Source organism: Nocardia sp. NPDC050710, from assembly GCF_040654375.1.
Lineage (GTDB): Bacteria > Actinomycetota > Actinomycetes > Mycobacteriales > Mycobacteriaceae > Nocardia.
Map to the genome: position 1 here is coordinate 626104 of NZ_JBFAHV010000001.1, position 25796 is coordinate 651899.

A 25796-nucleotide genomic window follows, 5' to 3' on the forward strand; every position below is an offset into this window, starting at 1 on the left:
GCGTGATGCTAGCGGCTCGCGATCGGTTCGGCGGACGGACGGACAATCATCGAGCTGCCGTCGGCGGCGGGGTCCGCCGGGGCGCCGAGCAGGGCGAGGACGGTGGGGGTGATATCGGCGAGGCAGAAGCGGGTGGTGGTGACACCCGCGGGGAAGTCGGGGCCGCGGGCAATGACGAAGGTAGCGGTCTCGTCCGCGGATTGACCACCGTGGCCGCCCTTCGGGGTGTGGCCGTGGTCGGTGGTGACCAGGATGGTCCAGGATTCGCCCGGTTCGGCGGCGGCGCGAGCGGCGACGGCGGCGACGATGCGGCCGACCAGTTCGTCTACCCGGGTGATGGCGTCCAGGTATTTCCCCGATCGGGCGCCGCCGCCGAAATGGCCCGCGTGATCCACTTGGTCGAGGTGGGTGAAGAGGAAATCGGGGGCGAACTTCGTGATAGCGGTGACCACCGCGGCGGCGGTGGCGGCGTCGGTCCTGGATTCGTCGGGATCATCGGGCACCGGGGCGGTGGTGACGACGACATCGGCGCGGCCGTCACCGCTGCCCGCCATGACCGCGATCATGTCCCAGGTGGCGATGCAGTGCGTCTTCAGGTCGGGGCGGGCGCGCTGCAGCTGGGTGAAAACGGTGGGGTATTTCGCGAACGGCCGGTCGTCGAAGTGGTTGCCGGTGATGCCGTGCTTGCGGTCCCAGACGCCGGTGAGCACGGTGGTCCAGGACGGACCGGAGATGCTGGTGTGCGGTGCGATCGAACTGCGGCTGAGCAGGCCCTCGGCGCTGAGCCGCAGCAGGTTGCGGGCATTCGCCTGCTCGATCTTCGAGTACAGAACTCCGTCGATACCGATCAGCACCACCTTGCTCACCCGGCCGCGGGCGCGGGCGGTGCCCGAGGCGAGGAGTGTGAGCGCCGCCGCCGCAACGGTTTTCGAAAACAGCCGCCTCCGGTTCATGATCCGAACCATGCGGGCCGCGGACCATCCGCCGGAAGGTTTCCGATCGACTGTTCATGGACGTTTCATCGGCAACCCCACCGCGCGTCGCCTCGCTGAACGACATCTGAATTTGCGATAGCTTTCCGCTATACATGCAGTTCACCAGTGGATGGACGGGCAGTGAACGGGCGATATCGAGTTGACACCGGCGGGCCGGTGTAATTGTCTGACGCGCATGCCGCCCAGCGCCGACCGCCGGACCACCGAGCCGGGCCCCCGCATCGCCGCCATCGCCGATCTGCACATGCGCGACGCCGTCGCCGGACGCTTCCGGCCCGCCTTCCTCGACCTGGCCGAGCACGCCGACGTCCTACTGCTCGGCGGGGATCTGACCGAGGGCGGACGACTCCACGAAGCGCGGCTGCTGTGCGAGGAGGTCGCCGACCTGCCGGTGCCGGTCGTCGCGGTGCTGGGCAACCACGACCACGACCGGCGGCAGGGCTACCGCATCGCCGCGATGCTCACCGAACTCGGCATCGGCATGCTCGACGGCGGCGCCGTCACCCTCGAACTGTCGGGTACCAAGGTCGGCGTTGCGGGCGTGATGGGCGGCAGCGGCGGCTTCCCCGATTACCCCGGCAACCCGGACGAGGGCACCGTCGAACACCGCGCACGCATGCGCCGCGGACCCCTGGACGCCCGGCGTCTGCGCACCGCGCTGGACACCCTCGACTGCGATATCCGCATCGCGCTGACCCATTTCGCTCCGATCGTGGCGACTCTCGCGGGCGAACCACCGAAGATCTATCCCGGCCTCGGCTGCCACGAACTGGGCGAAGCGCTCGACGGCGGCCGCGCCGACCTCGCCATCCACGGACACGCGCACGGTGGCAGCGAATTCGGGCGAACCGCGGGTGGGGTACCGGTGCGCAACGTGTCGTACCCCGTACTCGGCCGCCCGTATGGGGTATACGAGGTGGAACCACGCTGAGCGGACAGTGTTCGGTCGAATTCGCAGGAATCCTGCGATCGAGCGCCGATAGTGTCCGCACAGCGTAGCGCCGGGCGGCTCACTCCGTGGCGTCGAAGGCCCAGACGGCGGCGGGGCGGCCGGTGGCCTTGGTGCGGCGGCGTTCGGCGGTGCGGGCCAGGCCGGGGATGGCGGCGAGGGTGCGGTTGAGGTTGGCCGGGTCGGGGCGGATGCCGAGCAGGGCGGTGCTGAGCTCGACGGCGCGGGTGGCGGGGAATTCGGTGCCGGTGAGCGCCCGGGTGAACGGCAGATCCTTCCAGAGCAGGCGGGCGAGGTGACCGCGGGCGACGTCGGCGATGCGATTGTGATCGAAAGCGAGGGCGGGGACCTCGTCGAACGGAACCCAGTGCGCCGCACCGTCGTGCGAGTCGACGACCGCCCACATGGCGATGGACAGGGTCGGGCCGCGCGGATCACGATTGGGTTCGTCGAAGGTCACCAGCTGACCGACCGCACCGATCGCGGCCTCGGGCACCCCGAGCTTGGTGTGCACCGCCCGTCGCGCGGCGAGCGCCAGGCGCTCACCACGCCCGAGCAGCACACCCGGCAGCGCCAGCGCACCGGTGAACGGCTCGTGTTCGCGCGGCGCGACACCGATCGTGACCGTCGCATCGTCGGGCCAGAACCGCAGCGTCACCACATCGACCGAAACCACCGATTGCTCCACGCCGCCCCATCCTGCCGCACCCGGGCCCCTGCGGAGCGGTGACTCCCCGACTCCTCTGCTGCGTCGACCGACGGCCGGGCCGGTCGACGGCACTTTCGACCGGACGATCACGCACACCGAGATCGCCGACCGTCGAAATTATCCGACTGTTAGCTGAAGTCGTGAATTCGAGACCTACTGGCGAGACTTTTCCTCCGGGTGAGGCAAGTTGCGCTCGTCCAGGAGCGTCTTCATCGCGTCTTTGAGCCACGCGATGTCCTTCGCCAGACGGAGTTCGCGCTCGGCAGGCGCCCGCAGGCGCGCGGCCAGGTCGTCTTTATGGGAATGTCGCGTTAGCACCGCACTGCTCTTTCTTCAGCCTGTATCGATTCGGACTGCGAGGCGAGCGTGCCGACCAGAATAGATCCCGACACAGGCCAGCAGCCGAGCTAGCTTGCACGTAGAAATTACTGACTCCAGTTTAGCGCTGGAAATGCTGCTCACGTTCGACGCAATACTTTCGAAGACTGTTCGGCGCGCCCGACCGAACATCCTGTCAGGCGGATAGCCCCGCGATTGCGACCGATACGGCGAGGTCCGCGCCATCGGAGGTCGTGCGGACCCGGGACCGCCGAGTTCCTCCTCGAACAAGGAGGTCCAGTCGGCGCGATGCGGGGCGGTCAAGAGTACTTCCTTGGCGGGCACTCGAATTCCGTTAATACCCAATGGCTCCGACACGATTCAGGCTTAGGCGGCACGTCGTCTGATGCACGCCACAGCGACGTTGACCGTTCACCCTCTGGATGCACCATCGCGGAACGGGAGAATTTCGGACGCGCCAGGCGCGCGGCGCGAACATCCCCGGAATGCGGTCATGATCGAGAGGGGACTGCCGCCCACGCCGGTGCTCGGGGGGCGGTGCGCGTCATGGGGGGAGCCGACAACGGTGTCGGCTGCCAAGCTTCGGCACGGGAACATCTGTGCCGCAACGCATTTCAGGGAGTGATAGCACCGATGGGGAGACGCGAGAAACCGATCGATGTCCAATCGAGCCCCGTCGCCGCCTTCGCGGGTGATCTGCGGAAGCTGCGCGCCGCGGCGGGCAACCCGTCCTACCGACAGCTGGCCAGCGTGGCCCTGTACTCCCCCTCGGTGCTCTCCGACGCCGCGGGCGGCCACCGGCTGCCGACGCTACCGGTGGCCATCGCCTTCGCCCGGGCCTGCGGGGGCGACCCGCACGAGTGGGAGCGGCGCTGGCGCGAGGCCCGCGGCGACAGCACTCCGACCGAACCGCTACCGATCGTCGCGGTCGATGACCAGGCCGAGCCCGGACAACCGCGCCCCGCCCAATTACCCATCGGCCCACACGATTTCGTTGGACGATTGGCCGAATTCGACGGTGCGAGGGCCGCCATGTCCGGTATCGCCGAATCACGGGTCCCGGTCGTGGTGCGCGGCCCGGTCGGCGTCGGCAAGACGGCGTTCGCGCTGCGCTTCACACATCAACTGGCCGAACAGTTTCCGGACGGCCAGCTTTTCGCCGATATGGCCGCCCGGCGCGCCGATGAGGCCGCCCCGCTCGAGGTGATGGCCGGTTTCCTGCACGCGCTCGGCGTACCGCCGGATCAGGTGCCGGAGGACGATATGCACCGGATCGGCCTGTACCGATCCATGCTCGCGGAGCGGCGGGTCATGGTGCTGCTCGACAATGTCCGCGACGAACCGCAGGTCCGGCCGCTGCTGGCGCGCTCGCTCAACAGCCAGATCGTGGTGACCAGCCGATCCCGGCTGCTCGGCCTGGACGGGGTGCGGCGCATCAGCCTCGGCCCGCTGTCGCGGGTCGAATCGTTGGACCTACTACGCCTGTTGATCGGCAGCGACCGGGTACGCGCCGAACACGCGGCGGGACTGCGCATTGCCGAGTTCTGTGGACATCTACCCCTGGCTCTGACCATCGCGGGCCGTAAGATCTCCGCGCAGCCAGGCCGTAGGCTCTCCGAGATCGCGGGCAGGCTGGCCGAGGGCGTCAATGTGGCGAACTGGCTGCGCATCGGCGATATCAGCCTGGCCGACGCGGTGCTGCCCGCTTATCTGTCGCGCCCGCCGCTGGCCAAACATGTGCTGCACATGCTGGCGGGCGGCGCGGACGAGGTCACCCCCGCGGCTTTGGCTCGGGCCCTGCACATTTCGATCGAGTCCGCCGAATACGCGATGGACAGTCTCATCGATGGCGGTCTGCTACACCGGGTTTCGGAGCCGGATCGCTACCTGATGTCACCTCTGATCGGCCAATTGGTCGCCCAGGAGGCCGATCGGTTCGCGCTGCGCCGTGGCCAGGATCAGCACGACACCGATCCGGTGCGCGCCGCGATCGGCTTCACCGAAGGGGGCTTCGTGCGCTGAGCGGTTGTCCGCCTTTGTCGTTCGTTTGTCCGTGCTCATTGCGGACACCGTGGTCGGAACCGAATTCGGGGTTAGTTTCGTCGAGTTCGATCGATCAGAATCAGCAGCTCATGAGGGAGCCAACGTGGTGCACGACATCCAGCAGGGCCGAGCGACAACCTTTCGAAACCTGCACGCGGAGGGCACATTCGTGCTCCCGAATGCCTGGGACGCGGTGAGCGCGGCGGTGATCGCGCAGGCCGGCGCGCCCGCGATCGCCACCACCAGCGCTGCGGTGTCCTGGGCGCTGGGGCGCACCGACGGTCAGCAGCTGAGCCGGGCGGAGGCGATCGGCCAGGTGGGCCGCATCGTCGCGGCGGTCGACGTGCCGGTCACCGCCGATATCGAAGGCGGCTACGGATCGGCCCCGGAGGACGTCGCGGCCACTGTCTCCGCCGTCGTCGCCGCCGGTGCGGTCGGGGTGAACCTGGAGGACTCCACCGCACCGGGCGGACCGCTGTTCGATCGCGCGGCGCAGCGGGAGCGCCTGCGCGCCGCCCGCGACGCCGCCGCCACCGCGGGACTGCCGGAGTTGGTACTCAACGCCCGCACGGACGTGTACCTGTTCGGTATCGGCGCACCCGAGGACCGGTTCGACGAGGTGCTGGCCAGGGCCGCCGACTACGCCGAGGCAGGCGCGGACTGCCTGTTCGTTCCCGGTCTGCTCGACCTGGAAACCCTGGCCGATCTGGCGGGCAAATCCCCGCTGCCGCTGAATGTGATGACCGGACCCGGCGCACCCGCGGTGCCCGAACTGGCGGGCACCGGCGTACGCCGGGTCAGCCTCGGCCCGGCACTCGCCCAGGCCGCCTACGGCGCGACCGCGGCCGCGGCCCGCGAACTGCTGGACACGGGCACCTACACCGCGCTGGCGGACGCGCTCGACTTCGGCGCCGTGGAATCGCTGCTGCGCTGACCTGGTCCGCGTATCGCACCACCGTCCGCGGCTGACAAGGAATTTCGATGAACGCAACCCGAACCACCGATCGCACCGGCGTTTTCGCCGCCCTGCGGGAGACCCCACGACCGGTCGTCTATCTACTCATCGGCGTGCTGGTGAACCAGCTCGGCGCCTTCGTGCAGACCTTCCTGGTGCTCTATCTGACCCATCGCGAATTCACCGTCGGCCAAGCCGGTATCGCGCTCACCGCCTACAGCGCGGGCGCGGTCTTCGGCACCATGCTCGGCGGCGAACTCACCCACCGCCTCGGCCCGCGCACCACGATCATCACCGCCATGACGGGCTCGGCCGCGCTGCTGACGCTGATCCCACTGCTGGCCAGGCCCGGCGTCTACGTCGTTCTACTGGTGGCGATCGCCGGCGCCGGATTGGTGACCCAGGCCTACCGGCCCGCCGCGGCGGTGCTGCTGGGCGATCTGATGCCGGAAGAGCATCGGGTAATGGGTTTTTCGATGATGCGCATCGCCCTGAACATGGGCGCCGCGCTGGCGCCGCTGGTCGCGGCGGCGGTCATCCTGATCGACTGGAACCTGCTGTTGTGGCTGGACGCGGCAACGGCACTCACCTACGCCGCGCTGGCACTGCTACTGCTGCCGAATGTCGCGGTGGCCGAGGACGCCCCGGATCCGGTGCCGGACCAGCGCACCGGCTACGGCGTCATCCTGCGCGATCGGCGCTACCACCTGTTCCTGGCCTCGGTACTGGTGGGTTCGATCATCTACGTGCAGTACACTGTCGCGCTGCCGCTCGACATCACCGCCGACGGTCACTCCACCGGGCTCTACAGCGCGGTGCTGGTCACCGCGTCGGTGGTGCTGATCCTGTGCGAGCTGAAGATCACCTCGTACGTGAAACACCTGCGCCCCAACATCGTCGGCGCGGTCGGCACCGCGATCATGGGTCTCGGGGTGGCAGGCTACGCGCTGGCCGGGCACGGTGCGGCACCGATCATCCTGGCGACCGTCGTCTTCGTCTTCGGGGTAATGGTCAACGGCCCCACCATGTTCGCCTACCCGTCCACCTTCCCGGCCGCGGTGCGGGCCCGTTATATCGGCACCCACCAGGCCACCTTCGGTCTCGGAATGGCGCTGGGACCGACGCTGGGCGTGCTCGCGTGGGAACAGCTGGGCGCCGGGATCTGGCCCCTGTGCGGCGGGCTCGGCCTGTTCGCCGCGTGGTGCGCCTACGCGGGTATCCACGAGAACAAAACGCCCGCGTGAGATAGCCTCGTGCCCGCGAGGGTGCCTGTCCGCGTAACTTGCGGAACAGGCACTTTCGCGTTTCCGCCGAACGACAGACCGCCCGAGTCCGGATCGAGGCCACAATGAATCTGACATCCACCCTGCCCGCCGAGCGACGCGCGCACGTCGAGGCCCGGCTCCGTGGCAATCTCATCGCCTGGTTGACCACCGTCCGCCCGGACGGCAGACCCGACAGCGTCCCGGTGTGGTTCCTGCTGCGCGAGGACGACACATTCCTCATCTACAGCCAGCCGAAGAAGCTCAAGCTGCGCAATATCCGGGAGAATCCGCATGTATCCCTCGGGCTCGACGTGACCGATATCGGCCGCGATATCGTCCGCGTGGAGGGCATCGCGCGACTGGCGGACGATATCGCGCCCGCCGACCGCGAACCGCAGTACGCCGCCAAATACGCCGAGCGCATCGGGGCGATGTTCGGCACAGCGCGGGCGTTCGCCGAATTGTTCACCGAACCCGTCGTCATCACGCCGCGCCGGCTGTACACCAGCGGTGGTGTGGCGACGCTGGACTGATTTCGCCCGATACAGACGAAGGTGGTGGCGTTCGCGACGCCACCACCTCGGTCGGATACCCGGACCGGTTAGTCGACGGTCACCTCGAACAAATCCAGTTGCAGCAGCTGCGACACCGCCACGTCGTGCGTGCGCGTCGACCAACCCGACTGAACCTTCTGGAACCACAGCGGAATCGCGGGCATATCCCGCAGAATCTGCCGCTCGGCCTGCTGGTACAGCGCCCACCCCGCGCGCTCGGAGGGCGCCGCGTCGGCGCCCGCCAGCAGCGAGTCGACCACCGGGCTCGAATAGGTCGACCCGTTGACCGCGCCACCGGTGCGGTAGATCGGGTTGAGGAAGTTCTCGATGGACGGATAGTCGGCCACCCAGCCTGACCGGAAGATCGTCGTGATCTTCCGGTCGTTGATCAAGGTGCGGAATTCGCCGAAGGTCGGCACCGGCGCGTAGCGGCATTCCCGGCCCAGCGCCCTGGTGATGGTCACACACGCCGCATCGATCCACACCTGGTTCGCCGAGTCGTCGTTGGAGGTCAGTTCGATCGGGCCGGTGAAGCCGGTGGACTCGAACAGCTGCCGTGCCTTCTCCGGCAGGTAGGTGCAGGACTCGCCGCATTGGCCCGCCACATGTCCGGGCACATTCGACGGCACCAGCCCATCGGCGAGCAGCTTGTCACCACCGAATGCGGTATCCACCACGAACCGACGATCGATCGCCATCGAAATCGCCTGCCGCAGAGACGGATCGCCGTACCTGGGATCGTAAAGCGGAAACGAGATCGATTGGACACCCAGGTAGGGGTGCGACAGATTGCGGCCCGCCAGTTCCGTCTTGTAGCGTCCGCCCGCGAGCGCGTCGGCGGGTACGAAATCGAGGTAGTCGAGTCTATTCGCCACCACGTCGGCGTAGGCGTCCTCGAGCCGTGCGTAGAACCGGAATTCGACACCGTCCACGCGCGGCTTGCGTGCGCCCGCATAGTCGTCGTTGCGGTGCACCACGATGCTCCTGCCCGGCGTGTGCGCGGCGAAACGAAAGGCGCCGTTGCCGATCGGGTGCGCTTCGAAACCGGACCGGTCGGTGAAGAAGCTGGCGGGCAGCGGGAAGAACGCCGCATAGCCCAGGGTCGTCGGGAAGGCCGAGAAAGGTTCGGACAGGGTCACCTCGAAGGTGCGGTCGTTCATGGTCCGCAGACCCGAAAGCCGCTCCGCCGAACCATTATTCGCCTCCTCGTACCCCGCGATATGCGACAGGTAGGTAGCGCCCTGCAATTTATTGGGGCCGTATGCCGTGTAGTTCCAGGCGTCGACGAAATTCCGCGCGGTGACCGGTGTCCCGTCGTGGAAGGTCCAGCCGGGCCGTATCGTGATCGCGTAGACGCGCGAATCGGCGGTGGTGATCGATTCGGCGACCGCGTTGCGCGGCTCCGCCGTCGCGGTGTCGTACTCGACGAGACCGGCGAACAGCGCGTTCACGATCTTGACACTGTCGCGTTCGGTCGCGTCCCCGGGAATGAGCGGCTTCTCCGGTTCGGTTCCGTTGTAGCTGACCAGTTTCCGGTCCGGATCACCCGCGGCCGGATCGGTCTCGCACCCGGCGGTGAGCAGCATCGCGCAGGTGACGGCGGTGATCCCGGCGGCGAGTCGAAGCACGGTAGTCATCTCGACAGCTCAGCAGAGCCCCCGTTTGACCGATAGGCCTCGCGAACAACGGCGAACAATCGGACACCCTGAGCGGCAGGCGCTTTCACCAGCTGCACCGGCGCATCCGGTCGGCGGTGGGTTGACGTTCTGACCCGCGAGGGGTGTCGGACAACCCGCATCGACCCATTGACTGGCTCTCAGCGAGTTCACAATCACAGAGAGTCGGACGGACATGAGCCGTATCCCGTCGCCCCGCCCTTCGATGTCGCCGCACGCGCCCGCGACCGAACGGTAGGAATCCCCCGTGTCCACCGAGGCCGCACCCGTATCGCCGCGACGCCGCGCCGCCGACGGGCCGGCTTTCGCCGTCCAACTGATCGGCACCCTCACCGCGCTCGGCACCGCGATCTGGGTCTCCACCCACCTGCATCCGAGCCCCACGCTGCACGGCATCGCCCTGTTCGCGCACCTCAGCGCACTGGTCTTCGGTTTCGGCGCGGTGCTGCTCGCCGACTATTTCGTACTGCTGTGGCTGCTCGGCCGAGCGGATTTCGCCGAGACCATCGCCACCATCGGTCGTCTGCATCCGCCGATCTGGCTGGGCCTGGCGGGCTTGGTGGCCAGCGGGACGCTGCTGGAGCCGAATCTCGCGGCGACCGCGACGCGGGTGAAGCTCGCGCTGGTGCTCGTCGTCGCCGTCAACGGCCTGCAGGCGACGGCGCTCGGCACGCGGATGGCGGCCGCCGGGGCGACTCCAGGTCCCGGCCTGCTCGCCCGGGGCGCATTGACCGCCCTCGTCTCCCATCTGTGTTGGTGGGGCGCGATGGGGATCGGGTTCTGGACCACTCGGTCCTGACAGAAAGAGGAGTACAACCATGCGATCACTACGAGTCGTCGCCTGCGTGGCCGCGGCCACACTCGCGGCCACACTGGCCGCCTGTGGCGGCGACACCGCACCGCCCGCGGGCCCGGCGGGCCCCGCCATCAGCCTCAACACGACCGAACCGGAGAACACTCTGGTACCGGGCAACACCACCGACGCGGGCGGATCGAAGATCATCCGCAGCTTGTTCAAGGGTCTGGTCGAATACGACGCGAAGACCTCCGCGCCGCGCAACGCCATCGCGGAGTCGATCGAGAGCACCGATTCGCGGACTTTCACCATCAGAATGCGGCGAGGGTGGACCTTCCACGACGGAACACCGGTCACCGCACGGAGTTTCGTGGATGCGTGGAATTACACCGCATACGCGCCGAACAACCAGCAGGGTGCCGGGTTCCTGTCGCAGATCGAGGGCTTCGACAAGGTCTACACCGTCGATCCGGACGGCCCCGGGCCCCGACAGGCCCCGGCTCCGACCGCGCGTGAACTATCGGGCCTGCGGATCGTCGACGACCACACCTTCGTCGCCACCCTCGCCCAGGCCTTCCCCGCCTTCCCGACCAGCCTGGGGCTCATCGCGTTCGCACCGCTGCCCGCCGCGTTCTTCACCGACCGGGCGCGCTACGAGGCGCATCCGATCGGCACCGGTCCGTTCGAATTCGTCGCGCACGAGAAGGGCACCAAGCTGGTGGTCCAGCGCTACGACGGCTACGCGGGCGAGCGCAAGCCGACCATCGCGCGGGCGGAATTCCGCTTCAGTCCCACCCTCGAGGGCGCCTACGCCGATGTGGTCGCCGACCGACTCGACTTCCTCGAGGTGCTGCCGGGCGACGCGCTGGTCGGCGGCCGCTACAAGCAGGATCTGGCCGGACGTCACTTCATCCGGGCCGGTGCGGGCCTGCAATCGCTCACCTTCCCGCTCTACGACCCCCGATTCGCCGATCCCGCGGTGCGGCGGGCCATCTCGATGGCCATCGATCGGCAGGGCGTCATCGACAAGATCTTCACCGGGGACCGCACTCCCGCCGAGGGCCTGGTGCCCCCGACCGCCCGCGGATCGACGCCGGGGCAGTGTGGTCCGAGCTGCACCTATCAACCTGCGGCGGCCCGGCAGTTGTTCGACAGCACCGGATTCCAGGGGCCGATCGAGATCACCTCGAATATCGACTCGGCCAACGAGAAATGGCTGACCGCGGTCTGCGCGTCCATCACCGAAGTACTCGGCCGGGAATGCCGTTTCGTTCCGGTGTCCACCCTCGGTGAATTCCGCAGATCGATCAACGGACATCAGATGCACACGATGTACCGCACGGGTTGGGTGCCGGATTACCCGTCGATCGAGAACTTCCTCAACCCGCTCTACCGCACCGGCGGATCCTCCAACACCGGCCTGTACTCGAATCCCGCCGTCGACGCGCTACTCGCCCAGGCGGATTCGACGGTCGGCGAACAGGATTCCTACGCCCTGTACCAACAGGCCGAGCGCCTCGTATTGCAGGATATGCCCGCGATCCCGCTGGTGATTCCCGGTGTCCAGACCGGATGGTCGACGCGATTGCGCAACGTCGTCGTCACCGCCTTCCGTGACCTCGATCTGGAGACGGTGACCGTGGCCACCGCCTCTGCACCGGCCAAGTAGTCCCCTGCACCCAAGCCCTGAACCGCGCGAAAGCACTGCGGTTCAGGGCTTTTCGCGGTATGTCCGGGCCCGGCGTCGGTGGGTTGATGTTCGGACCCGGCAAACAGTGTCGGACAACGCAACCGACGCCTTCACTGAATCGCAGAGCTCCCGTAGCGGACCAGCTCCGACAGACCAATCCAGACTCAGGTGGAAATGTGATCGATCACGAAGTCGACGTCCTGGCGATCGGCGCCGGCCCCGCGAATCTCGCGCTGGCCGTCGCGCTCGAGGAATCCGGTGCGGTGCGCCTGGCCGAGAACACGGTGGTGCTCGAACAGCACCCCGACGTCAAGTGGCAGCGCAATCTGCTGCTCCCCTGGGCCCGCAGCCAGGTGTCGTTCCTCAAAGACCTTGTCACCCTGCGCAACCCGCGCAGTCGGTTCTCCTTCTTGAACTTCCTGCACGAGCGCAAGCGCCTCGACGAGTTCGTCAACCTCTCCACATTCAACCCGTATCGGTGGGAACTGTCGGAGTACCAGCAGTGGGTCGCGCATTCGCTGGAGCGGGTGCGGGTGCGCTATGACGCGCGCTGCGAGAGCATCGCACCGCGGCGCACCGGCGATGGCAGACTGACCGGCTGGACCGTCACGCTCACCGACGGCAGCACCATCGGCTGCCGCGATCTCGTCATCGGAACCGGACGGGATCCGCACATCCCCGAGGTCTTCCGGAAGCTGCCTTCGGATCGGGTGATCCACAGCACCCAGTACTGCACCCGCATCGCCGAGATGCCGACCGATCGCCCGCTGCGTCCGGTGGTGATCGGTGGCGCCCAGAGCGCCGCGGAGATGTTCATGGCGGTACACACCGACCTGCCGCGGAGCACGCCGACCATCGTGATGCGCTCGATCGGCTTGCAGAACTACCAGACCAGCAAGTTCGTCAACGAACTGTTCTTCCCGTCCTTCGTCGACGAGTTCTATCACTCCAAGGCCGAGGTGCGCGGTCGCATCCTCGACGAGGTCCACCTCACCAACTACGCGGGCCTGGCCCCGCCGTTTCTCGACGAGCTGTACTCGATGCTCTATCAGCAGCGGATGCTCGGCCGGGAGCGCTCGGTGGTCCGTGCCATGACCGAGGTCGTCGGCGCGCGGATGGAAGGCGAGGAGGTGGTGCTGGAGCTGCGCGACCGCAAGAGCGGCAAGGTCGAGCCGATGCGCTGCGACGTGGTCCTGCTCGGCACCGGCTACGAACAGCGGATGCCCGCGATCGTGCGGGATCTCGCCGACCGGCTCGGACTCATCGATGTCGAGGTGAGCCGCCGCTACCGCCTCGAGCTCGGCGAATCCGCCTGGGGCGCGGTCTATCTGCAGGGCGTCAACGAGGCGACGCACGGCATCTCGGACACCCTGATCAGCGTGCTGGCGCACCGCTCCCAGGACATCGTCGACGACATCCTCGATCGCCGCCACGTCACTACCGGCGTATTCCCGGAAAGCCGCACGGCATGACAGAGATTCGCAGGCTCGACCGGGCCAATCTCACCGAGGCCTATGGCGTGGCCTCCGAGCGACTGCTGCCGTGGGAGGCACTCAACGCGCCATTCGAGGGCGCGTGGTGCGTACTGGCACCCGGCGGTATCTCCGCGGCGCACGCCCATCACGAATACGAGCTGTTCATCGCGATGAAGGGGCGCGCGACCATCGACGTCGATGGCGAGCGCCGGGAATTCGCGGCGGGCGATCTGGCGCACCTGATTCCGGGCACCACCCACCACGTGCACAACGAGGGCGACACCGATTTCGAGTGGTACGCCATCTGGTGGGACCCGGACATGTCGGCGAATTTCACCGCCCGGCACGCGAATACCGAGGCATCGTCATGACCGGTCCGACCATTGTCATCTCTCCCGCACCGACCGCGAACGGTGATCTGCACCTGGGACATCTGGCAGGACCTTTCCTCGCCGCCGACGTCTACACCCGCTACGCCCGGTCCGCCGGGCGGGAAGTGTTGTTCGGCACCGGGGTTCAGGACACCTCCACCTATGTCGCCACCACCGCGCATCGCCTCGGCATCGATGCCCAGGCCCTGGTCGAACGCTCGGCCAAGGAAGTCGAGGCGACACTGGCCGCACTCGGCATCGCCGTCGACGCGTTCACGGGGTGGGAGGAACGGTTCACCTCCTTCGTCACCCGGGTCGTCGCCGACCTGCGCGCCAAGGGCGCGGTGCGGTTGCGCCCCATGCCGTTCCCCTATTCGACGCGCACCGGCGAATACCTGGTCGACGGACACGTCGCGGGCACCTGCCCGGTCTGCCTGGCCGACAGCTGCGCCGGTCTGTGCGAAAGCTGCGGGCACGCGGTGACAGCGGGCGAACTGCTCGACCCGCGGTCGACTCGGGATCCCGAGGATGTACTCGAGATCCGTGAGGTGGAGGTGCTCGTACTGCCGCTGGAGCGGTATCGGCAGCGGCTGCGCGCCCATTTCGCCGATGCCGCGGGGGTGCTGCGCCCGCATGCCGCGCAGGTGCTGGACGAGCTGCTGGCCCAGCCACTGCCGGATTTCCCGGTCACCTATCCGATCGGCTGGGGTATCCCGGCGCCGGAATTGCCCGGCCAGGTGATCAATCCGAATGCCGAGCCGGTCGCCTGGACGATGTACTGCGCGCTGCTCGCGGCCGAAAACCGTGGGCTGGAGCCGGGTTCGGAGGACGCGCTGTTACGCACCGACGCGCACGCGCGGGTCGTCTACTTCCTCGGCATCGACAATATCCATCCCTTCGCGATCTCCGGGCTCGCCATGCTGCTGGCGCTCGGCGAGGACTACGCGCTCCCGAACCTGTTCCTCACCAACGAGTTCTACGAGCTGCGGCACGAGAAGTTCTCCACCAGTCGCGGTCACCTGGTCTGGGGCCGTGACCTGGCGACGCAGGTTCCGCGCGATCTGATTCGCTTCCACCTGGCCTCGAACAGTCCGGAGTTGCAGCGCACCAGCTTCAGCCGGGAAGAACTGGTCGCGCTCACCCGCACCAGGTTGGTCGAGCCGTGGAATCGGGTAGCCGCCAAGGCGGATGCCTGGGTCTGGCGCGGTACGCTGCCGATCTCGGAGCGGGGCCGGGCCGACGCGCTGCGCGTGGTGGACCGTTTCCGCGTGGCCTACGAGCTGCCCGGTTTCAGCCTGCACCGGGCGACCGAGACACTTACCCAGCAGCTGGCCAGGCTGGACCGGATGACAGTCACCGAGGGCGGCGACTTCTGCCACCAGATCGATGTGCTGGTGCGCTGCGCCGCACCGATTCTCATCGACCTGGCCGCCACCGCGCTGGCGGGCAGCGACATGCTGCCCGGCACCGATCTGCGAGAGGTGGCCCGCCGCACCGTCATCGAGCCGGTACGGCTGCCGCGGCTGCAACCGGTCGAGGTCTGAGATGAGCAGGGTCCTGATCGCGGGCGCCGGGGTCACCGGGCTCATCACCGCGGTGCGCTGCGCCAGGGCCGGGCATCGGGTCACGCTGCTGGACCGGGGGCCGATCCCGAATCCGGCGGCGGGCTCGTTCGACCAACACCGGGCGGTACGCGCCCTGGCGCCGGGCGATCCCGCCGCCACCCGGGCCGCCGCCGCGCTGCACCGGCATTGGCTGCGGCTACAGGCACTGCTGGGCGGGGAGTTCTACCGCCGGATCGGGGTGGTCACCGCATGGCCCGCAGACCTCGTCGACGCCGCATTCGAGGTGGCCGCCCGGGCAGAGCTGCCACTCGCCCTGCTGCCACCGAAGGCCCTGCCGCATATCGTGCTGCCGGACCGGCATCTCGGGATCCACGAACCGGAGGCCGGGGTGCTGCTCGCGGAGCGGGTGCTGCATGCCGCGGGTCGCTGGCTGCGCGCCCATCCCGCGGTCACGCTGCGGCCGTGGTGCACCGTGGTCGGCGTCGACGCCGATGCCGGCAGGCTCACGCTGCACGACGGCACGGATCTCGGCGGCGATCTGGTGCTGTTGGCCACCGGCGCCTGGACCCGGGACCTGGTCGAGGCGCCGACGGTACTGCATCGCCAGACCACCGTCTATCTGCGCCCGCCCGCGGAACTGTCCGAATGGTGGGAGCAGGCGCCCAGCGCCGGACGCATCGGCGCGGACGGCACCGGCTGGCTCATGCCGCCGGGGGCGGGCACGCTGCTCAAACTCAGCTCATCCGAATTGTGCCGCCCGGTCGACACTTTCGCCGAAACCGACGACACCCGCGCCATCGCACGGCAGTACGTCGACCGCATCCTCACCGAACCGCATCGGTACCGGATCGCCGCCGTCAAGCAGTGCCACTACAGCGTCGACGCCGTGACCGGCGGCGCCGCACTCGCGCAACCGGGACCCGCGGTCTGGGCCCGCGCCGCCACCGGCGGCGACGGATTCCGCACCGCGCCACTGGTCGCCGATCACATCGTCGAACTCGCGGCCGCCGCCGGGCTGGCCGCCTGATGCCGGAGGAACACCAATCATGAACACCCCCAACGACGTTCTGCTCGCCATCGGCAGCGGACTCGAGCTGTATCGCGAATACCTCGTCGAATCCGTTGCCGCCCGGGCGCGCTCGCGCGGTCTGGATCTGGTGCTGATCAACAATATCGAACCCACCTGGCAGCACCCCTATTTCGATGAGATCGTGGTCGCGAACCTGTTCGACCACCAGATCCTGGCCGCCGAGGCGCGTAAAGTCGCCGCCCGGCGCCACGTGGTGGGGGTGCTGTGCTGGGACGAGCCGCTGGTGCAGCCCGCCGCCGATATGGCCGATGAGTTCGGCGTGCCCGGACTCACCGCGATCGGGGTGCGCGGCTGTCGCGACAAGAACCGCACCCGTGCGGTCCTCACCGCGACGGGCTTGGTGCAGCCTCGCTTCGAACTGACCAGCACGCTGGAGCAGGCACGGGCCGCCGCCGAGCGCATCGGCTATCCCGTGGTGGTCAAGCCGCAGGCGCTCGGCGCCAGCATGGGTGTCGTCAAGGCCGCGGACCGCGACGAACTCGACGCCGCCTTCGCCACCGCGACCGGCGCAAGCACCATCGGCGACGAACCCTTCCGCGGCACCGCCATTGTCGAGGAGTTCGCGGTCGGTCCTGAAATCAGCATCGACGCCGCGGTGTACAAGGGCGAATATCTGCCGATGTTCCTGGCGCGCAAACGCACCGGGATGGAGCCGTATTTCGAAGAGGTCGGCCACATGGTGGACGGCGCCGATCCGCTGCTCGGCGACGAGACCCTGCTGGACACCCTGGCACGGGCACATCGGGAACTCGGGGTGGACAACGGCATCACCCACACCGAGGTGCGGCTCACCGCGCGCGGCCCGCTCATCATCGAGGTCAACGGCAGGCTCGGCGGCGACCTGATCCCCTTCCTCGGCAAGATCGCCACCGGCATCGACCCCGGCGAGGTACTCGTCGACGTCGCGACCGGGCACCGGCCCGCGACCACCGCCCTGCGGCGCGCGGCCGCGGGCATCCGATTCGGCTATCCCGAACAGGATTGCGTGGTGCGCTCGGTGACGGTCCCCGAGCACGCACCGGGTCTCGTCACCGCGGCGGTCATGGTCGAGCCGGGCGCCGAGCTGCGACTGCCGCCCGGCGGCTATATCGCCCGGCACTCGTTCGTGGTCTGTGAGGCTTCCGACGCCCCGCGCTGCGCCGAATTGCTCAAGGCGGCAGCCGCGTCGGTCGAGTTGGTCGGCGAACCGCTGGAGCCGCTCGCGCCGGGCTCGACCTTCACCCTGCCCGCCGGATTGCTGGACGCCGACAAATGATCGACTACAACGGCCGCCGCTTCCGCAACCCCGACGGCGACGACGGCGTCGTCGCCGTGTACTACCAGACCGGAGACCTGGTATGGGCGCACTTCGCGGGCGGCAAGGTGCGCCGCGGCTCGCTCAACGGCACCTGCGACGCCGACGGCGTGCTGCGGCTGGCGTACACCATGGTGCTGCACGGCGGCGAAATCATTTCCGGCATCACCCGTTCCGAGCCGGAGCACACCGAAGCGGGTGTGCTGCGGCTGCGCGAGGAATGGGAGCGGTACGGGCCGAACGCGGCCACCGGAATCTCCTATCTCGAGGAGGTCCGGTGAATCAGCTGCTGCGCCGGTACCGCGAGCGTCTCTGGATCGCACCGAACTCGGTCGGCGGGCCCGCCGAAAATGGTTGCGCGACACCACGACCCGCCGAGCGGATCGCGGACCGCCGCACCCCCGGCACCGACCGCCGCTGGGCGGTGCTTGGTCGTGCCACCCCCGATCTGCTCGACTATCCGCCGACCCGCGGGCACGAGGGGACCTGATGCAGAGTCTCGAACAGCTTGTCCGCGGCCGCGTGCGTTACCTCGGCGACCCGGGATTCGACGCCGCGACCGCGCCGTTCAACAAGCGCTACGCCGATGTCCGTCCCGCCGTGGTGGTATCGCCGCGTGACCACGTCGATGTGGCGCGCGCAATCGGCTGGGCCAGGGACGCGGAGGTTCCGCTGGTCGCCCGCGGCGGCGGGCACAGCTACGCGGGCCACTCGGTCGGATCCGGCATGGTGCTGGATCTGAGTGGACTGGACGAGATCCACATCGATACCGCGACCGGGCTGGTGACGGTGGGCGGCGGCGTCCGCAGCGGCGCGCTGTATGCCGCGCTACAGCAGCACGATCTGGCGATTCCGCTCGGCAACTCCAATGACGTGGGCGTCGGCGGGCTGGTCCTCGGAGGCGGTGTGGCCGCGGTGTCGCGCGCCTTCGGACTCACCAGCGACGCGCTGGTGCGGACCGAGATCGTGCTGGCCGACGGCAGCACCCGGAGCTGCGACGCCACCGATAACGCCGACCTGTTCTGGGCCTGCCGCGGCGGCGGCGGCGGAAACTTCGGCGTGAACACCTCGTTCACCTTCCAGGCCCGCACCCCGGTACCGAGTTCCACCTGCCTGCTGCTGTGGCGGTGGCGCCACGCCCGGCCGGTACTCGCGGTCATGCAGGACATCATGGCCACCGCGCCGGACGAATTCGCGGCCCGCATCGGCGCGAGCCGCGCAGGCACCGAGCCCGGCGTCGTCTCGGTCATCGGCCAGCATCTCGGGCCCGCCGCCGAATTGCGCGAAATGCTCGCTCCCGCACTGGCCGTCGCCGATCCCGAGCGCGTCGAGATCGCCGACCGCGACTACTGGGATGCGAAAGACTATCTGCACCACGAGACCTCGGGCGACCCGTTCGCGGTCCGCACCCGATGCACCCCGAAACCGCTGGCCGAAGGCGGTATCGAGGCCATCGTGGATGCGGTCGACCGCTGGCCGGGTAGCGCCAACCCTGACGGCGCCGGTGTCGCGCTGTTCACCTGGGGCGGTGCGATCAACCGAATCCCCACCGCCGACACCGCCTTTCCACACCGCGACACCCTGTTCCTGATCTCCATGGATACCTCGTGGAGCAGCACGGATCCGGCCCAGACCATCTGGTGCAACCTCGAATGGCTCGACGGCGTGCACGAAGAACTCGGCTCGTACGCGACCGACGCCGCCTACGTGAATTTCACCGACCCCGCCCTCACCGACCTGTCCGCCTACTACGGCGCGAACCACCCGCGCCTGGCGCGTATCAAACACCGTCACGATCCCGACGGCTTCTTCCGCTTCCCCCAGGCGATCACCCCGCTCACATAAGGAGACCCGAGGATGACCCTCGTCGACGAACCCCGCACCGCACCACTGCCCGGCGCGGGCGCCGAAATTATCGCTCGCGCACAAGCACTCGCGCCTCGACTGCGGGAACGCTCCGCGGAAATCGAACAGGCTCGCAGGTTGCCCGCCGATATCGTGGAGCAGCTGCGCGATGCCGGGGTCTTCCGGATGGCCTTCGCGCGCAGCTGGGGCGGCCCCGAGCTGACCTCGATCGAGCAGACCGAGGTGGTGGAGGCGCTGGCCTATGGTGACGCCTCGGTGGGCTGGTGCGCCATGATCGGTTCCGACACCGGGCTCTACGCCCGGTTCCTCGAGGAATCGGTCGCGAAGGAAATGTTCCCGAGCCTGGATATGGCGACCGCGGGCCTGCTGTTCCCCACCGGCCGGGCCGAGCGGGTGCCCGGCGGGTTCCGGCTCACCGGGCGCTGGCAATTCGGCAGTGGGATCACCCACGCCGATTGGGTGGTGTCCGGGGCTTTCATCCAGCGTGACGGCGAACCGGAACGCGATGCCTCGGGCGCGCCCGATTCCCGGCTGTTCCTGGTGCCGCGCGACCGGGTCGAGATCATCGACACCTGGCATACGACCGGCCTGGCGGGCAGCGGCAGCTGCGACTACCGCATCGCCGACGTCTTCGTGCCCGAGCAGCACACCCTCGAATTCGGCGTCGTCCGAGGCGAATCCGGTCCGCTGGCGCAGCCGGAGGTGCATATGCGGAATATGCCCGCGGTGCCGCTCGGCGTCGCCAGGGCGGCGCTGGACTACGCCCGCGCCGAATCCGCGGGCAAGGCAGACGATTACCGGGTCCAGGTGACCATCGCCGAATGCGAGGCGGACCTGCATGCCACCCGCTCCGGGGTGTACGCCGCCCTGCGCAGGCAATGGGAGATCCTCGACGGCCCGGGCACACTCGACGACCTGACCCCGAACGAGCGTGCCGCGCTGCCGCTTTCCCGCCTGCACGCCTTCCGCACCGCCCGCTCGATCGTGGGCAGGCTCTACGACCTGCGGCAGACCTCCGCCATCTACCGGCCGTCCCCGCTGGACCGCTGGCTGCGCGACACCAACACCATGTGCCAGCACATTGTCGCCCAGGACCGCATCCTGCAATCCGCGGGCGCCTACCTGATGGGCGGCACCCCCGCCTTCAAACTCTGCCTCGGACTCGTCCGATAGCCGCTCATCCGGCCGGTTCGGAGGCCCCGAACCGGCCGGATGCGGCGACCCGCACCGAAACCGCGCACCCGGCCGCAACCTTCCGGTATCGTCCCACTCGCTCCGAAAAATCTCGTGTACCAGCACTATTGAGTCGCTCGGGCGGCGGATTAACAAATCACGGAAGCGGTAGTGAACAATTCAGCGGTGCGAGAACTGTGGGACCGGACCTACCTGGCGTTGCTGCCATGGACCGACATTCCCCGACGCGAGCTCGATGCGCAATGTCGGCAGGCCGTGATGGCGGCGCTGGTCCCACTCTGGGGCGAATGTGATGCGGCGCTGCTGGACGGTCCGGCGACCGACGAGCAGGTACACGCCATCGTCGCCGCGCAGGCCGCCTACGGGCTCGGCTGGCGCGACGCCGTCCTCGGCGATATCGCGATCCGGGCGCGAGCCGCCGGACTCGGCGACGGACCGGGGCGACTCTGGGCACCGCCGGAACGCTGGAATCTCGGGCGGGGCCGCGCCTTTCGCGCCACCCTGCGCGACAATCTGGCCTTCTTCGCGCGCCACCCGCGCTCGCAGGAACTGCGGCTGGTGCGCACCGTCCGCGCGGCCGTCACCGCCGCGGAGGCCGACCCACGCACCGCGCTCACCCTGCTGTATCGCGCGGCCTGGACCGAGCATGCGACCGAGCGGCTCGGTTGGAGCGACGCCGAATGGTGGCAGTACCTCGGCATCGATGAACTCACCACCTGGGCGGTGATCGCCCTGCGTATCCCGATGGACGACCCGGACCGCGCGGGCTGGGCGGTCGAGGAGGTCGCCGAGGCCGTCAGCCCACCCGACTGGACCTGGGCCGGCACCGGACTGCCCGACGACTTCCTCGACGCGGCCTTCGACACCCTCGCCCTGCCAGTCCGCGAATTCTGACCGGCCCGCGAGCCGGTCGAGCGCATCCGAGCCGACGCGGCGGCTACTCGACCAACCCGTCGGGGGTGAGCTCCAGGTGACGGGTCACCCCGATCTCGTCGAGGAAGCGCGGATCGTGGCTGACCACGAGGAGCGCGCCCTCGAAACCGGCCAGGGCCTGGGTGAGATGCTCCAGACTGGGCAGGTCGAGGTTATTGGTGGGTTCGTCGAGCAGCAGCAGACGCGGAGCCGGATCGGCGAGCAGCAGCATGGCCAGCGCCGCGCGAAGGCGTTCGCCGCCGGAGAGTGCGGCGGCCCCGACATCGGCATCGGCGCCGCGAAACAGGAAGCGGGCCAACTGGGCTCGGATCTGTTCCGCGGACGCCTGCGGTGCCGTCGCCGCGACATTCTCGAAGACCGTACGCCGCTCGTCGAAGATGTCGAGGCGCTGTGGGAGCATGCGCCACGGCACCTTCGGCGGCGCCTGCGCGATCCGGCGCAGCAGCGTGGTCTTACCCACGCCGTTGCGGCCGGTGAGGGCGATCCGCTCCGGCCCGGTGACCAGCAGCGAGACCGTGGGACCGCAGGCCAGCCGCACGTCGTCGAGGTCGATGACGTCCTGCCCCGGGTACAACCGGGTGCCGGGTAGTTCGACGCGGATCTCCCTGTCGTCGCGCAGCAGTTCCTCGGCCTGCTGGAGTTGTTCCTTGGCGGTGTCCAGCTTCTCGATGTGGCTGTTGCGCAGCTTGCCCGCCGACACCTCGGCGGCCCGTTTGCGCGCTCCCATGACGATCTTCGGTTCCCGCTTGTTCTCGTACATCTTCTTGCCGTAGCGCTGCCTGCGATCCAATTTGATCCGGGCCTCGACGAGTTCCTTTGCCTGCTTGCGCACGTCACCGCGGGCGTCGCGGATCGCGGCGCGAGCGGTGTGCTGCTCGGCTTCGATAATCCGCTCGTACTCGCTGAAATTGCGGCCGAACAAACGGAGTTCGCCTCGGCGCAGCTCCGCTATGGTGTCCGTCCGCTCCAACAGCTCCCGGTCGTGGCTGACAGTGAGCACGGTGCCGGAGAATTGTGCGAGGACCTCGTACAGCCGTTCCCGCGCATGCTGATCCAGATTGTTCGTCGGCTCATCCAGCAGCAGCACCTCGGGTTCGGCCAGCAGTTGGGCCACCACGCCCAGCAATACGGTCTCGCCACCGGAGAGTGTCTCCAGCGTGCGGTCCAGTTGCTCGGCCGAATCGGCCAGGTAGTGCAGTCCCAGCCTGCCGAGCAGGGCTACCGCGCGTTCCTCCACATCCCAGACATTGCCGACGATGTCGAAGTCGCGCTCGTCACCGGACCCGGATTCGATGCGGTGCAATGCCTTCCGGATCCCGGCGATGCCGAGGACGGCATCCACCCGCTGCCCCGGCGCCAACCCGAGATCCTGCCGAAGGTAGCCGACCCGACCCGACGCGGTCACCCACCCCCGGGCGGGTGTCAACTCTCCGGCGATCAACCGCAGCAGCGTCGACTTGCCCGCGCCATTGCTACCGACCAGGCCGATATGCCCGGACCCGACCGCGACACCGAGCCCCTCGAAGACCGGGGTGCCATCGGGCCAGGAGAAAGTGATATCGGAAATAGACAGATAGGTCATGTGTACCCCTGAGGTCGCGACGGAAACGCGGCGCGCGGACTGCGGGCCGCCCGAAGGCGCTACCTCATGAGAGCAACGGCATGACTCCGATCAACGGGGATAAGACTCGTCCAGAGTAGACACACCACCGCCAACCGGGCCAGTGATATTCCGATCACACCGCGATTCGCCCCGGTCGAGGCCCATCACGTTGTCGCGGGCGTCGCCTCGATCACCGCCATGACCTCGGCGGGCAGCGGATACGGCCGTTCCACGGGCAGCAGCGCGGACGCCGCCGCGAGATCACCCGCCGCCACCCACCGATGGATCTCCCTAGCGGTATCGGTGACATCGCTGATACCGGCGATCCACTCGTCGACATAGCTGTCGACCGCGTCCCCGCCGAGCCCGACCTGCAGCGATCGGTGCGGTAGCGGTCGGTGGTGCAGGTCGCGCTCGGGATCCCATTGGACGCGAACGGGACTCGTGCGCAGTAGGCGCGCCCATTCGGCGCGATCCGCATGCGTGTTCGGGGCGTAGTGACTCAGGCACGCGCTGGCCAGCGCCGCTTCGAATCCGCTGCGCCGGAGCGTGATCGCCAGCACCCGTTCCTGCCCCGGTTTCGTCGCCCACCCGCAGCGGTACATCATCCAGCGGAACGAGGGTTTGATCCAGGTCATACGCTCCCGTTTGAACGGCGCCACAAAGGTTCCGGCGGCGACCGCGGGATCCGCGATATGCGGCGAGTATGCCTGGTAGACCACGATGGTCTCGTCGTCGAACCGCGCCCTGATCTCGCGCGGCGGGATTACACTCATCGGCCGATCGTGGCAGCGCGACCGGCGTGACGGCAACGGAGTTTCGTGCCGCTACCGTATCCGGCCGTCGCGCGATGTTGTAATACAGCGGATGAACGGTCTCGCCTCCCGGTCCGTGGCGACCGGGTGTCTGTCCGCGGTGTGCGTCATCCTCGCGGTGGCGCTGCTGGCGACCGCGTGTGCCGGGGCCCCGGGCCGCAAGACCGAGGTCGACCGGCTGGCGACCGCGATCCGCGCCATGCCCGGGGTGGAGAGCTACTCGGCGAGCTATGCCAACGACATCACCCACGGCTCGGTCCTCGACCTGACCGTCACCATGCCGCACGCCTCCGAGGCACAGATCTCCGATGTGGCGACCCGAATCAACGACATCAAGCAGCGCGACTTCGAAAAGTACAGCCAGACAGCGGAATTCGTGGTCGGCGAGCGCATCACGGTGAAGCGGGCCGCCGAATTGGATCCCGCTGCCATCGCCGCCGACGCACGACGGCTCCGGCTGGTCGGTGCGGCCCTCCCCGGCGCGCGGGTCAGCTGGTTCCATACCTCGGCCGCCTCGTACGTCGACATTCGATCGGCGCCGAATACGGCGGATGCGGTGGCGGCGGTGCGCACCGAATTGGCGACCGAACCGCTGCAACTGACCGTGGCGGAGACCGGAGCCGAGCCGCTGTGGACCGTCGACTTCCCGTTCGACGCGGCCCGTGAGCAGCGGATCCGCCAGCAGCTGTCCGGACTTCCGATCCAGGTGACCGCCGTCGACATCAGGAACGGGCATCTCTGGAATCTGGCCGCCGGCGTCCGCGCACCCAAGTCCGCGTACGAGGATCTCACGGCCACCATCACCGCCGTCCGGCCGACCCGCGACCACCCGATGTACCTGCGCTGGGCCTGGAACGGCGGCGACCGCTCCGGCCCTCAATTCAGCGGCCTGGTGCACGTCGCGGGCTGCGACTACGGCAGCAACACGGCAGGAGAACAGAACCCGGAGCGCTACTACACCCCGGAGGCCGTCGCCCTGCAGCGCCGCCTCCGGATCGAATTCGACGCCTGCCGCTAGCCCTGGACCTGGATGATCGAGGTCAGTGGGTAGTCACCCTGACGGGCACGACCGCCGAGGAAGGTGAGTTCGAGAACGACTGCGGCGGAGACGATTTCGGCACCCGCCTGGGTGAACAGTTCGGCGGCCGCGGCGAGGGTGCCGCCGGTGGCGAGCACATCGTCGAGCAGCAGGATACGGCGGCCGGCGAGGTCGACGCCGTCGCCGGGGATCTCCAGCGCGGCGGTGCCGTACTCGAGGCTGTATTCGCGGGTCAGGACCGGCGGGGGTAGCTTGCCCGCCTTGCGCACGGCGAGCACGCCGGTACCGAGAGTGGCGGCCACGCCCGCGCCGAGCAGGAAGCCTCGGGCGTCGACACCCGCGACCAGATCGGCGTCGGGGGCGCAGGCGGCGAGGCAATCGATAACCGATCGGAAGCCCTCGGGGTCGGCGAAGACGGGGGTGAGATCCGCAAAACGCACACCGGGAGTCGGGAAATCATCACGCCACCTGGTCAGGCGTTCGATCTGTTCGGCCGCCTTCGCGGTCCGCTCGGCGACTACATTGTCGGATTCGATCGCCGCGTGCTTGCTCATCGACACCTCTCCATCGTCACTCACCC

General features: G+C 68.4%; 24 protein-coding genes. 18 read left to right on the forward strand and 6 right to left on the reverse strand.

What is annotated here, in order from left to right; all coding sequences use genetic code 11:
- Positions 1-8: 8 nt before the first annotated feature.
- On the reverse strand, positions 9-953 hold the full coding sequence (locus AB0H61_RS02865) for an alkaline phosphatase family protein (RefSeq protein ID WP_357298413.1): 945 nt from the start codon (positions 951-953) through the stop codon (positions 9-11).
- A 217-nt stretch (positions 954-1170) separates the two neighbouring features.
- On the opposite strand from AB0H61_RS02865, the gene AB0H61_RS02870 reads away from it, so the two are divergent.
- Positions 1171-1926 carry a metallophosphoesterase gene (locus AB0H61_RS02870; RefSeq protein ID WP_357298415.1) on the forward strand — a complete coding sequence of 252 codons (756 nt, stop codon included), beginning with the start codon at positions 1171-1173 and terminating at the stop codon, positions 1924-1926.
- A 79-nt stretch (positions 1927-2005) separates the two neighbouring features.
- Here AB0H61_RS02870 and AB0H61_RS02875 read toward each other — a convergent pair whose 3' ends face one another.
- Positions 2006-2632, reverse strand: coding sequence for an NUDIX hydrolase (locus AB0H61_RS02875; RefSeq protein WP_357298417.1), 627 nt, complete (start codon positions 2630-2632; stop codon positions 2006-2008).
- Positions 2633-3625: 993 nt separating this feature from the next.
- Here AB0H61_RS02875 and AB0H61_RS02880 point away from each other — a divergent pair.
- The 4 genes from AB0H61_RS02880 to AB0H61_RS02895 all read left to right on the forward strand — a co-directional run bounded on the left by AB0H61_RS02880 (position 3626) and on the right by AB0H61_RS02895 (position 7788).
- Positions 3626-5014 carry a helix-turn-helix domain-containing protein gene (locus AB0H61_RS02880; protein ID WP_357298419.1) on the forward strand — a complete coding sequence of 463 codons (1389 nt, stop codon included), beginning with the start codon at positions 3626-3628 and terminating at the stop codon, positions 5012-5014.
- A gap of 124 nt (positions 5015-5138) precedes the next feature.
- On the forward strand, positions 5139-5969 hold the full coding sequence (locus AB0H61_RS02885) for an isocitrate lyase/phosphoenolpyruvate mutase family protein (RefSeq protein ID WP_357298420.1): 831 nt from the start codon (positions 5139-5141) through the stop codon (positions 5967-5969).
- Between the two features lie 47 nt (positions 5970-6016).
- Positions 6017-7234: an MFS transporter gene (locus tag AB0H61_RS02890; RefSeq protein ID WP_357298422.1), complete on the forward strand. Its 1218-nt coding sequence runs from the start codon at positions 6017-6019 to the stop codon at positions 7232-7234.
- A 104-nt stretch (positions 7235-7338) separates the two neighbouring features.
- Positions 7339-7788 carry a TIGR03667 family PPOX class F420-dependent oxidoreductase gene (locus tag AB0H61_RS02895; protein ID WP_357298423.1) on the forward strand — a complete coding sequence of 150 codons (450 nt, stop codon included), beginning with the start codon at positions 7339-7341 and terminating at the stop codon, positions 7786-7788.
- Between the two features lie 68 nt (positions 7789-7856).
- Here AB0H61_RS02895 and AB0H61_RS02900 read toward each other — a convergent pair whose 3' ends face one another.
- Positions 7857-9446 (reverse strand): ABC transporter substrate-binding protein, encoded by a 1590-nt coding sequence (locus tag AB0H61_RS02900; protein ID WP_357298425.1) that lies wholly within the window; start codon positions 9444-9446, stop codon positions 7857-7859.
- Positions 9447-9732: 286 nt separating this feature from the next.
- On the opposite strand from AB0H61_RS02900, the gene AB0H61_RS02905 reads away from it, so the two are divergent.
- From AB0H61_RS02905 to AB0H61_RS02960, 12 genes are all read left to right on the forward strand, one after another.
- The gene (locus AB0H61_RS02905) at positions 9733-10284 is read left to right on the forward strand and encodes a hypothetical protein (protein WP_357298427.1); all 552 of its coding nucleotides are present in this window, start codon (positions 9733-9735) and stop codon (positions 10282-10284) included.
- Between the two features lie 19 nt (positions 10285-10303).
- Positions 10304-11950: an ABC transporter substrate-binding protein gene (locus AB0H61_RS02910; protein WP_357298429.1), complete on the forward strand. Its 1647-nt coding sequence runs from the start codon at positions 10304-10306 to the stop codon at positions 11948-11950.
- A 197-nt stretch (positions 11951-12147) separates the two neighbouring features.
- On the forward strand, positions 12148-13443 hold the full coding sequence (locus AB0H61_RS02915) for a SidA/IucD/PvdA family monooxygenase (protein ID WP_357298431.1): 1296 nt from the start codon (positions 12148-12150) through the stop codon (positions 13441-13443).
- Positions 13440-13817, forward strand: coding sequence for a cupin domain-containing protein (locus AB0H61_RS02920; protein WP_357298433.1), 378 nt, complete (start codon positions 13440-13442; stop codon positions 13815-13817). Before AB0H61_RS02915 ends, AB0H61_RS02920 begins: the two co-directional genes overlap by 4 nt.
- Complete coding sequence (locus AB0H61_RS02925) at positions 13814-15361, forward strand: class I tRNA ligase family protein (protein ID WP_357298435.1); 1548 nt, start codon at positions 13814-13816, stop codon at positions 15359-15361. The genes AB0H61_RS02920 and AB0H61_RS02925 overlap by 4 nt, the downstream gene beginning before the upstream one ends.
- A 1-nt stretch (position 15362) precedes the next feature.
- A complete protein-coding gene (locus AB0H61_RS02930; protein ID WP_357298437.1) occupies positions 15363-16409 on the forward strand; it encodes an FAD-binding oxidoreductase in 1047 nt (348 codons plus the stop codon).
- A gap of 19 nt (positions 16410-16428) precedes the next feature.
- Positions 16429-17727 carry an ATP-grasp domain-containing protein gene (locus AB0H61_RS02935; protein WP_357298439.1) on the forward strand — a complete coding sequence of 433 codons (1299 nt, stop codon included), beginning with the start codon at positions 16429-16431 and terminating at the stop codon, positions 17725-17727.
- Positions 17724-18047 (forward strand): hypothetical protein, encoded by a 324-nt coding sequence (locus AB0H61_RS02940; protein ID WP_357298442.1) that lies wholly within the window; start codon positions 17724-17726, stop codon positions 18045-18047. Before AB0H61_RS02935 ends, AB0H61_RS02940 begins: the two co-directional genes overlap by 4 nt.
- Positions 18044-18256 carry a hypothetical protein gene (locus tag AB0H61_RS02945; protein ID WP_357298445.1) on the forward strand — a complete coding sequence of 71 codons (213 nt, stop codon included), beginning with the start codon at positions 18044-18046 and terminating at the stop codon, positions 18254-18256. The genes AB0H61_RS02940 and AB0H61_RS02945 overlap by 4 nt, the downstream gene beginning before the upstream one ends.
- Positions 18256-19611, forward strand: a complete 1356-nt coding sequence (locus tag AB0H61_RS02950) for an FAD-binding oxidoreductase (RefSeq protein ID WP_357298448.1) — start codon at positions 18256-18258, stop codon at positions 19609-19611. Before AB0H61_RS02945 ends, AB0H61_RS02950 begins: the two co-directional genes overlap by 1 nt.
- Before the next feature lie 12 nt (positions 19612-19623).
- A complete protein-coding gene (locus AB0H61_RS02955; protein ID WP_357298450.1) occupies positions 19624-20805 on the forward strand; it encodes an acyl-CoA dehydrogenase family protein in 1182 nt (393 codons plus the stop codon).
- Between the two features lie 171 nt (positions 20806-20976).
- Complete coding sequence (locus tag AB0H61_RS02960) at positions 20977-21720, forward strand: hypothetical protein (protein WP_357298452.1); 744 nt, start codon at positions 20977-20979, stop codon at positions 21718-21720.
- Between the two features lie 43 nt (positions 21721-21763).
- Here AB0H61_RS02960 and AB0H61_RS02965 read toward each other — a convergent pair whose 3' ends face one another.
- Positions 21764-23341 carry an ATP-binding cassette domain-containing protein gene (locus AB0H61_RS02965; protein ID WP_357298455.1) on the reverse strand — a complete coding sequence of 526 codons (1578 nt, stop codon included), beginning with the start codon at positions 23339-23341 and terminating at the stop codon, positions 21764-21766.
- 185 nt (positions 23342-23526) lie between these two features.
- A complete protein-coding gene (locus AB0H61_RS02970) occupies positions 23527-24138 on the reverse strand; it encodes a DUF4291 domain-containing protein (protein ID WP_357298458.1) in 612 nt (203 codons plus the stop codon).
- Positions 24139-24229: 91 nt separating this feature from the next.
- On the opposite strand from AB0H61_RS02970, the gene AB0H61_RS02975 reads away from it, so the two are divergent.
- Positions 24230-25195, forward strand: coding sequence for a hypothetical protein (locus tag AB0H61_RS02975; RefSeq protein ID WP_357298461.1), 966 nt, complete (start codon positions 24230-24232; stop codon positions 25193-25195).
- Here the strand turns inward: AB0H61_RS02975 and AB0H61_RS02980 are convergent.
- Complete coding sequence (locus AB0H61_RS02980) at positions 25192-25770, reverse strand: adenine phosphoribosyltransferase (RefSeq protein ID WP_357299826.1); 579 nt, start codon at positions 25768-25770, stop codon at positions 25192-25194. The genes AB0H61_RS02975 and AB0H61_RS02980 overlap by 4 nt on opposite strands.
- Between the last annotated feature and the right edge of the window lie 26 nt (positions 25771-25796).

Coding starts and splice junctions, on each gene's coding strand:
- AB0H61_RS02865 (WP_357298413.1), bottom strand. CDS start 953: ATGAACCGGAGGCGGCTGTTTTCGAAAACCGTTGCGGCGGCGGCGCTC.
- AB0H61_RS02870 (WP_357298415.1), top strand. CDS start 1,171: ATGCCGCCCAGCGCCGACCGCCGGACCACCGAGCCGGGCCCCCGCATC.
- AB0H61_RS02880 (WP_357298419.1), top strand. CDS start 3,626: ATGGGGAGACGCGAGAAACCGATCGATGTCCAATCGAGCCCCGTCGCC.
- AB0H61_RS02890 (WP_357298422.1), top strand. CDS start 6,017: ATGAACGCAACCCGAACCACCGATCGCACCGGCGTTTTCGCCGCCCTG.
- AB0H61_RS02895 (WP_357298423.1), top strand. CDS start 7,339: ATGAATCTGACATCCACCCTGCCCGCCGAGCGACGCGCGCACGTCGAG.
- AB0H61_RS02900 (WP_357298425.1), bottom strand. CDS start 9,446: ATGACTACCGTGCTTCGACTCGCCGCCGGGATCACCGCCGTCACCTGC.
- AB0H61_RS02910 (WP_357298429.1), top strand. CDS start 10,304: ATGCGATCACTACGAGTCGTCGCCTGCGTGGCCGCGGCCACACTCGCG.
- AB0H61_RS02920 (WP_357298433.1), top strand. CDS start 13,440: ATGACAGAGATTCGCAGGCTCGACCGGGCCAATCTCACCGAGGCCTAT.
- AB0H61_RS02925 (WP_357298435.1), top strand. CDS start 13,814: ATGACCGGTCCGACCATTGTCATCTCTCCCGCACCGACCGCGAACGGT.
- AB0H61_RS02930 (WP_357298437.1), top strand. CDS start 15,363: ATGAGCAGGGTCCTGATCGCGGGCGCCGGGGTCACCGGGCTCATCACC.
- AB0H61_RS02935 (WP_357298439.1), top strand. CDS start 16,429: ATGAACACCCCCAACGACGTTCTGCTCGCCATCGGCAGCGGACTCGAG.
- AB0H61_RS02940 (WP_357298442.1), top strand. CDS start 17,724: ATGATCGACTACAACGGCCGCCGCTTCCGCAACCCCGACGGCGACGAC.
- AB0H61_RS02950 (WP_357298448.1), top strand. CDS start 18,256: ATGCAGAGTCTCGAACAGCTTGTCCGCGGCCGCGTGCGTTACCTCGGC.
- AB0H61_RS02955 (WP_357298450.1), top strand. CDS start 19,624: ATGACCCTCGTCGACGAACCCCGCACCGCACCACTGCCCGGCGCGGGC.
- AB0H61_RS02965 (WP_357298455.1), bottom strand. CDS start 23,341: ATGACCTATCTGTCTATTTCCGATATCACTTTCTCCTGGCCCGATGGC.
- AB0H61_RS02970 (WP_357298458.1), bottom strand. CDS start 24,138: ATGAGTGTAATCCCGCCGCGCGAGATCAGGGCGCGGTTCGACGACGAG.
- AB0H61_RS02975 (WP_357298461.1), top strand. CDS start 24,230: ATGAACGGTCTCGCCTCCCGGTCCGTGGCGACCGGGTGTCTGTCCGCG.
- AB0H61_RS02980 (WP_357299826.1), bottom strand. CDS start 25,770: ATGAGCAAGCACGCGGCGATCGAATCCGACAATGTAGTCGCCGAGCGG.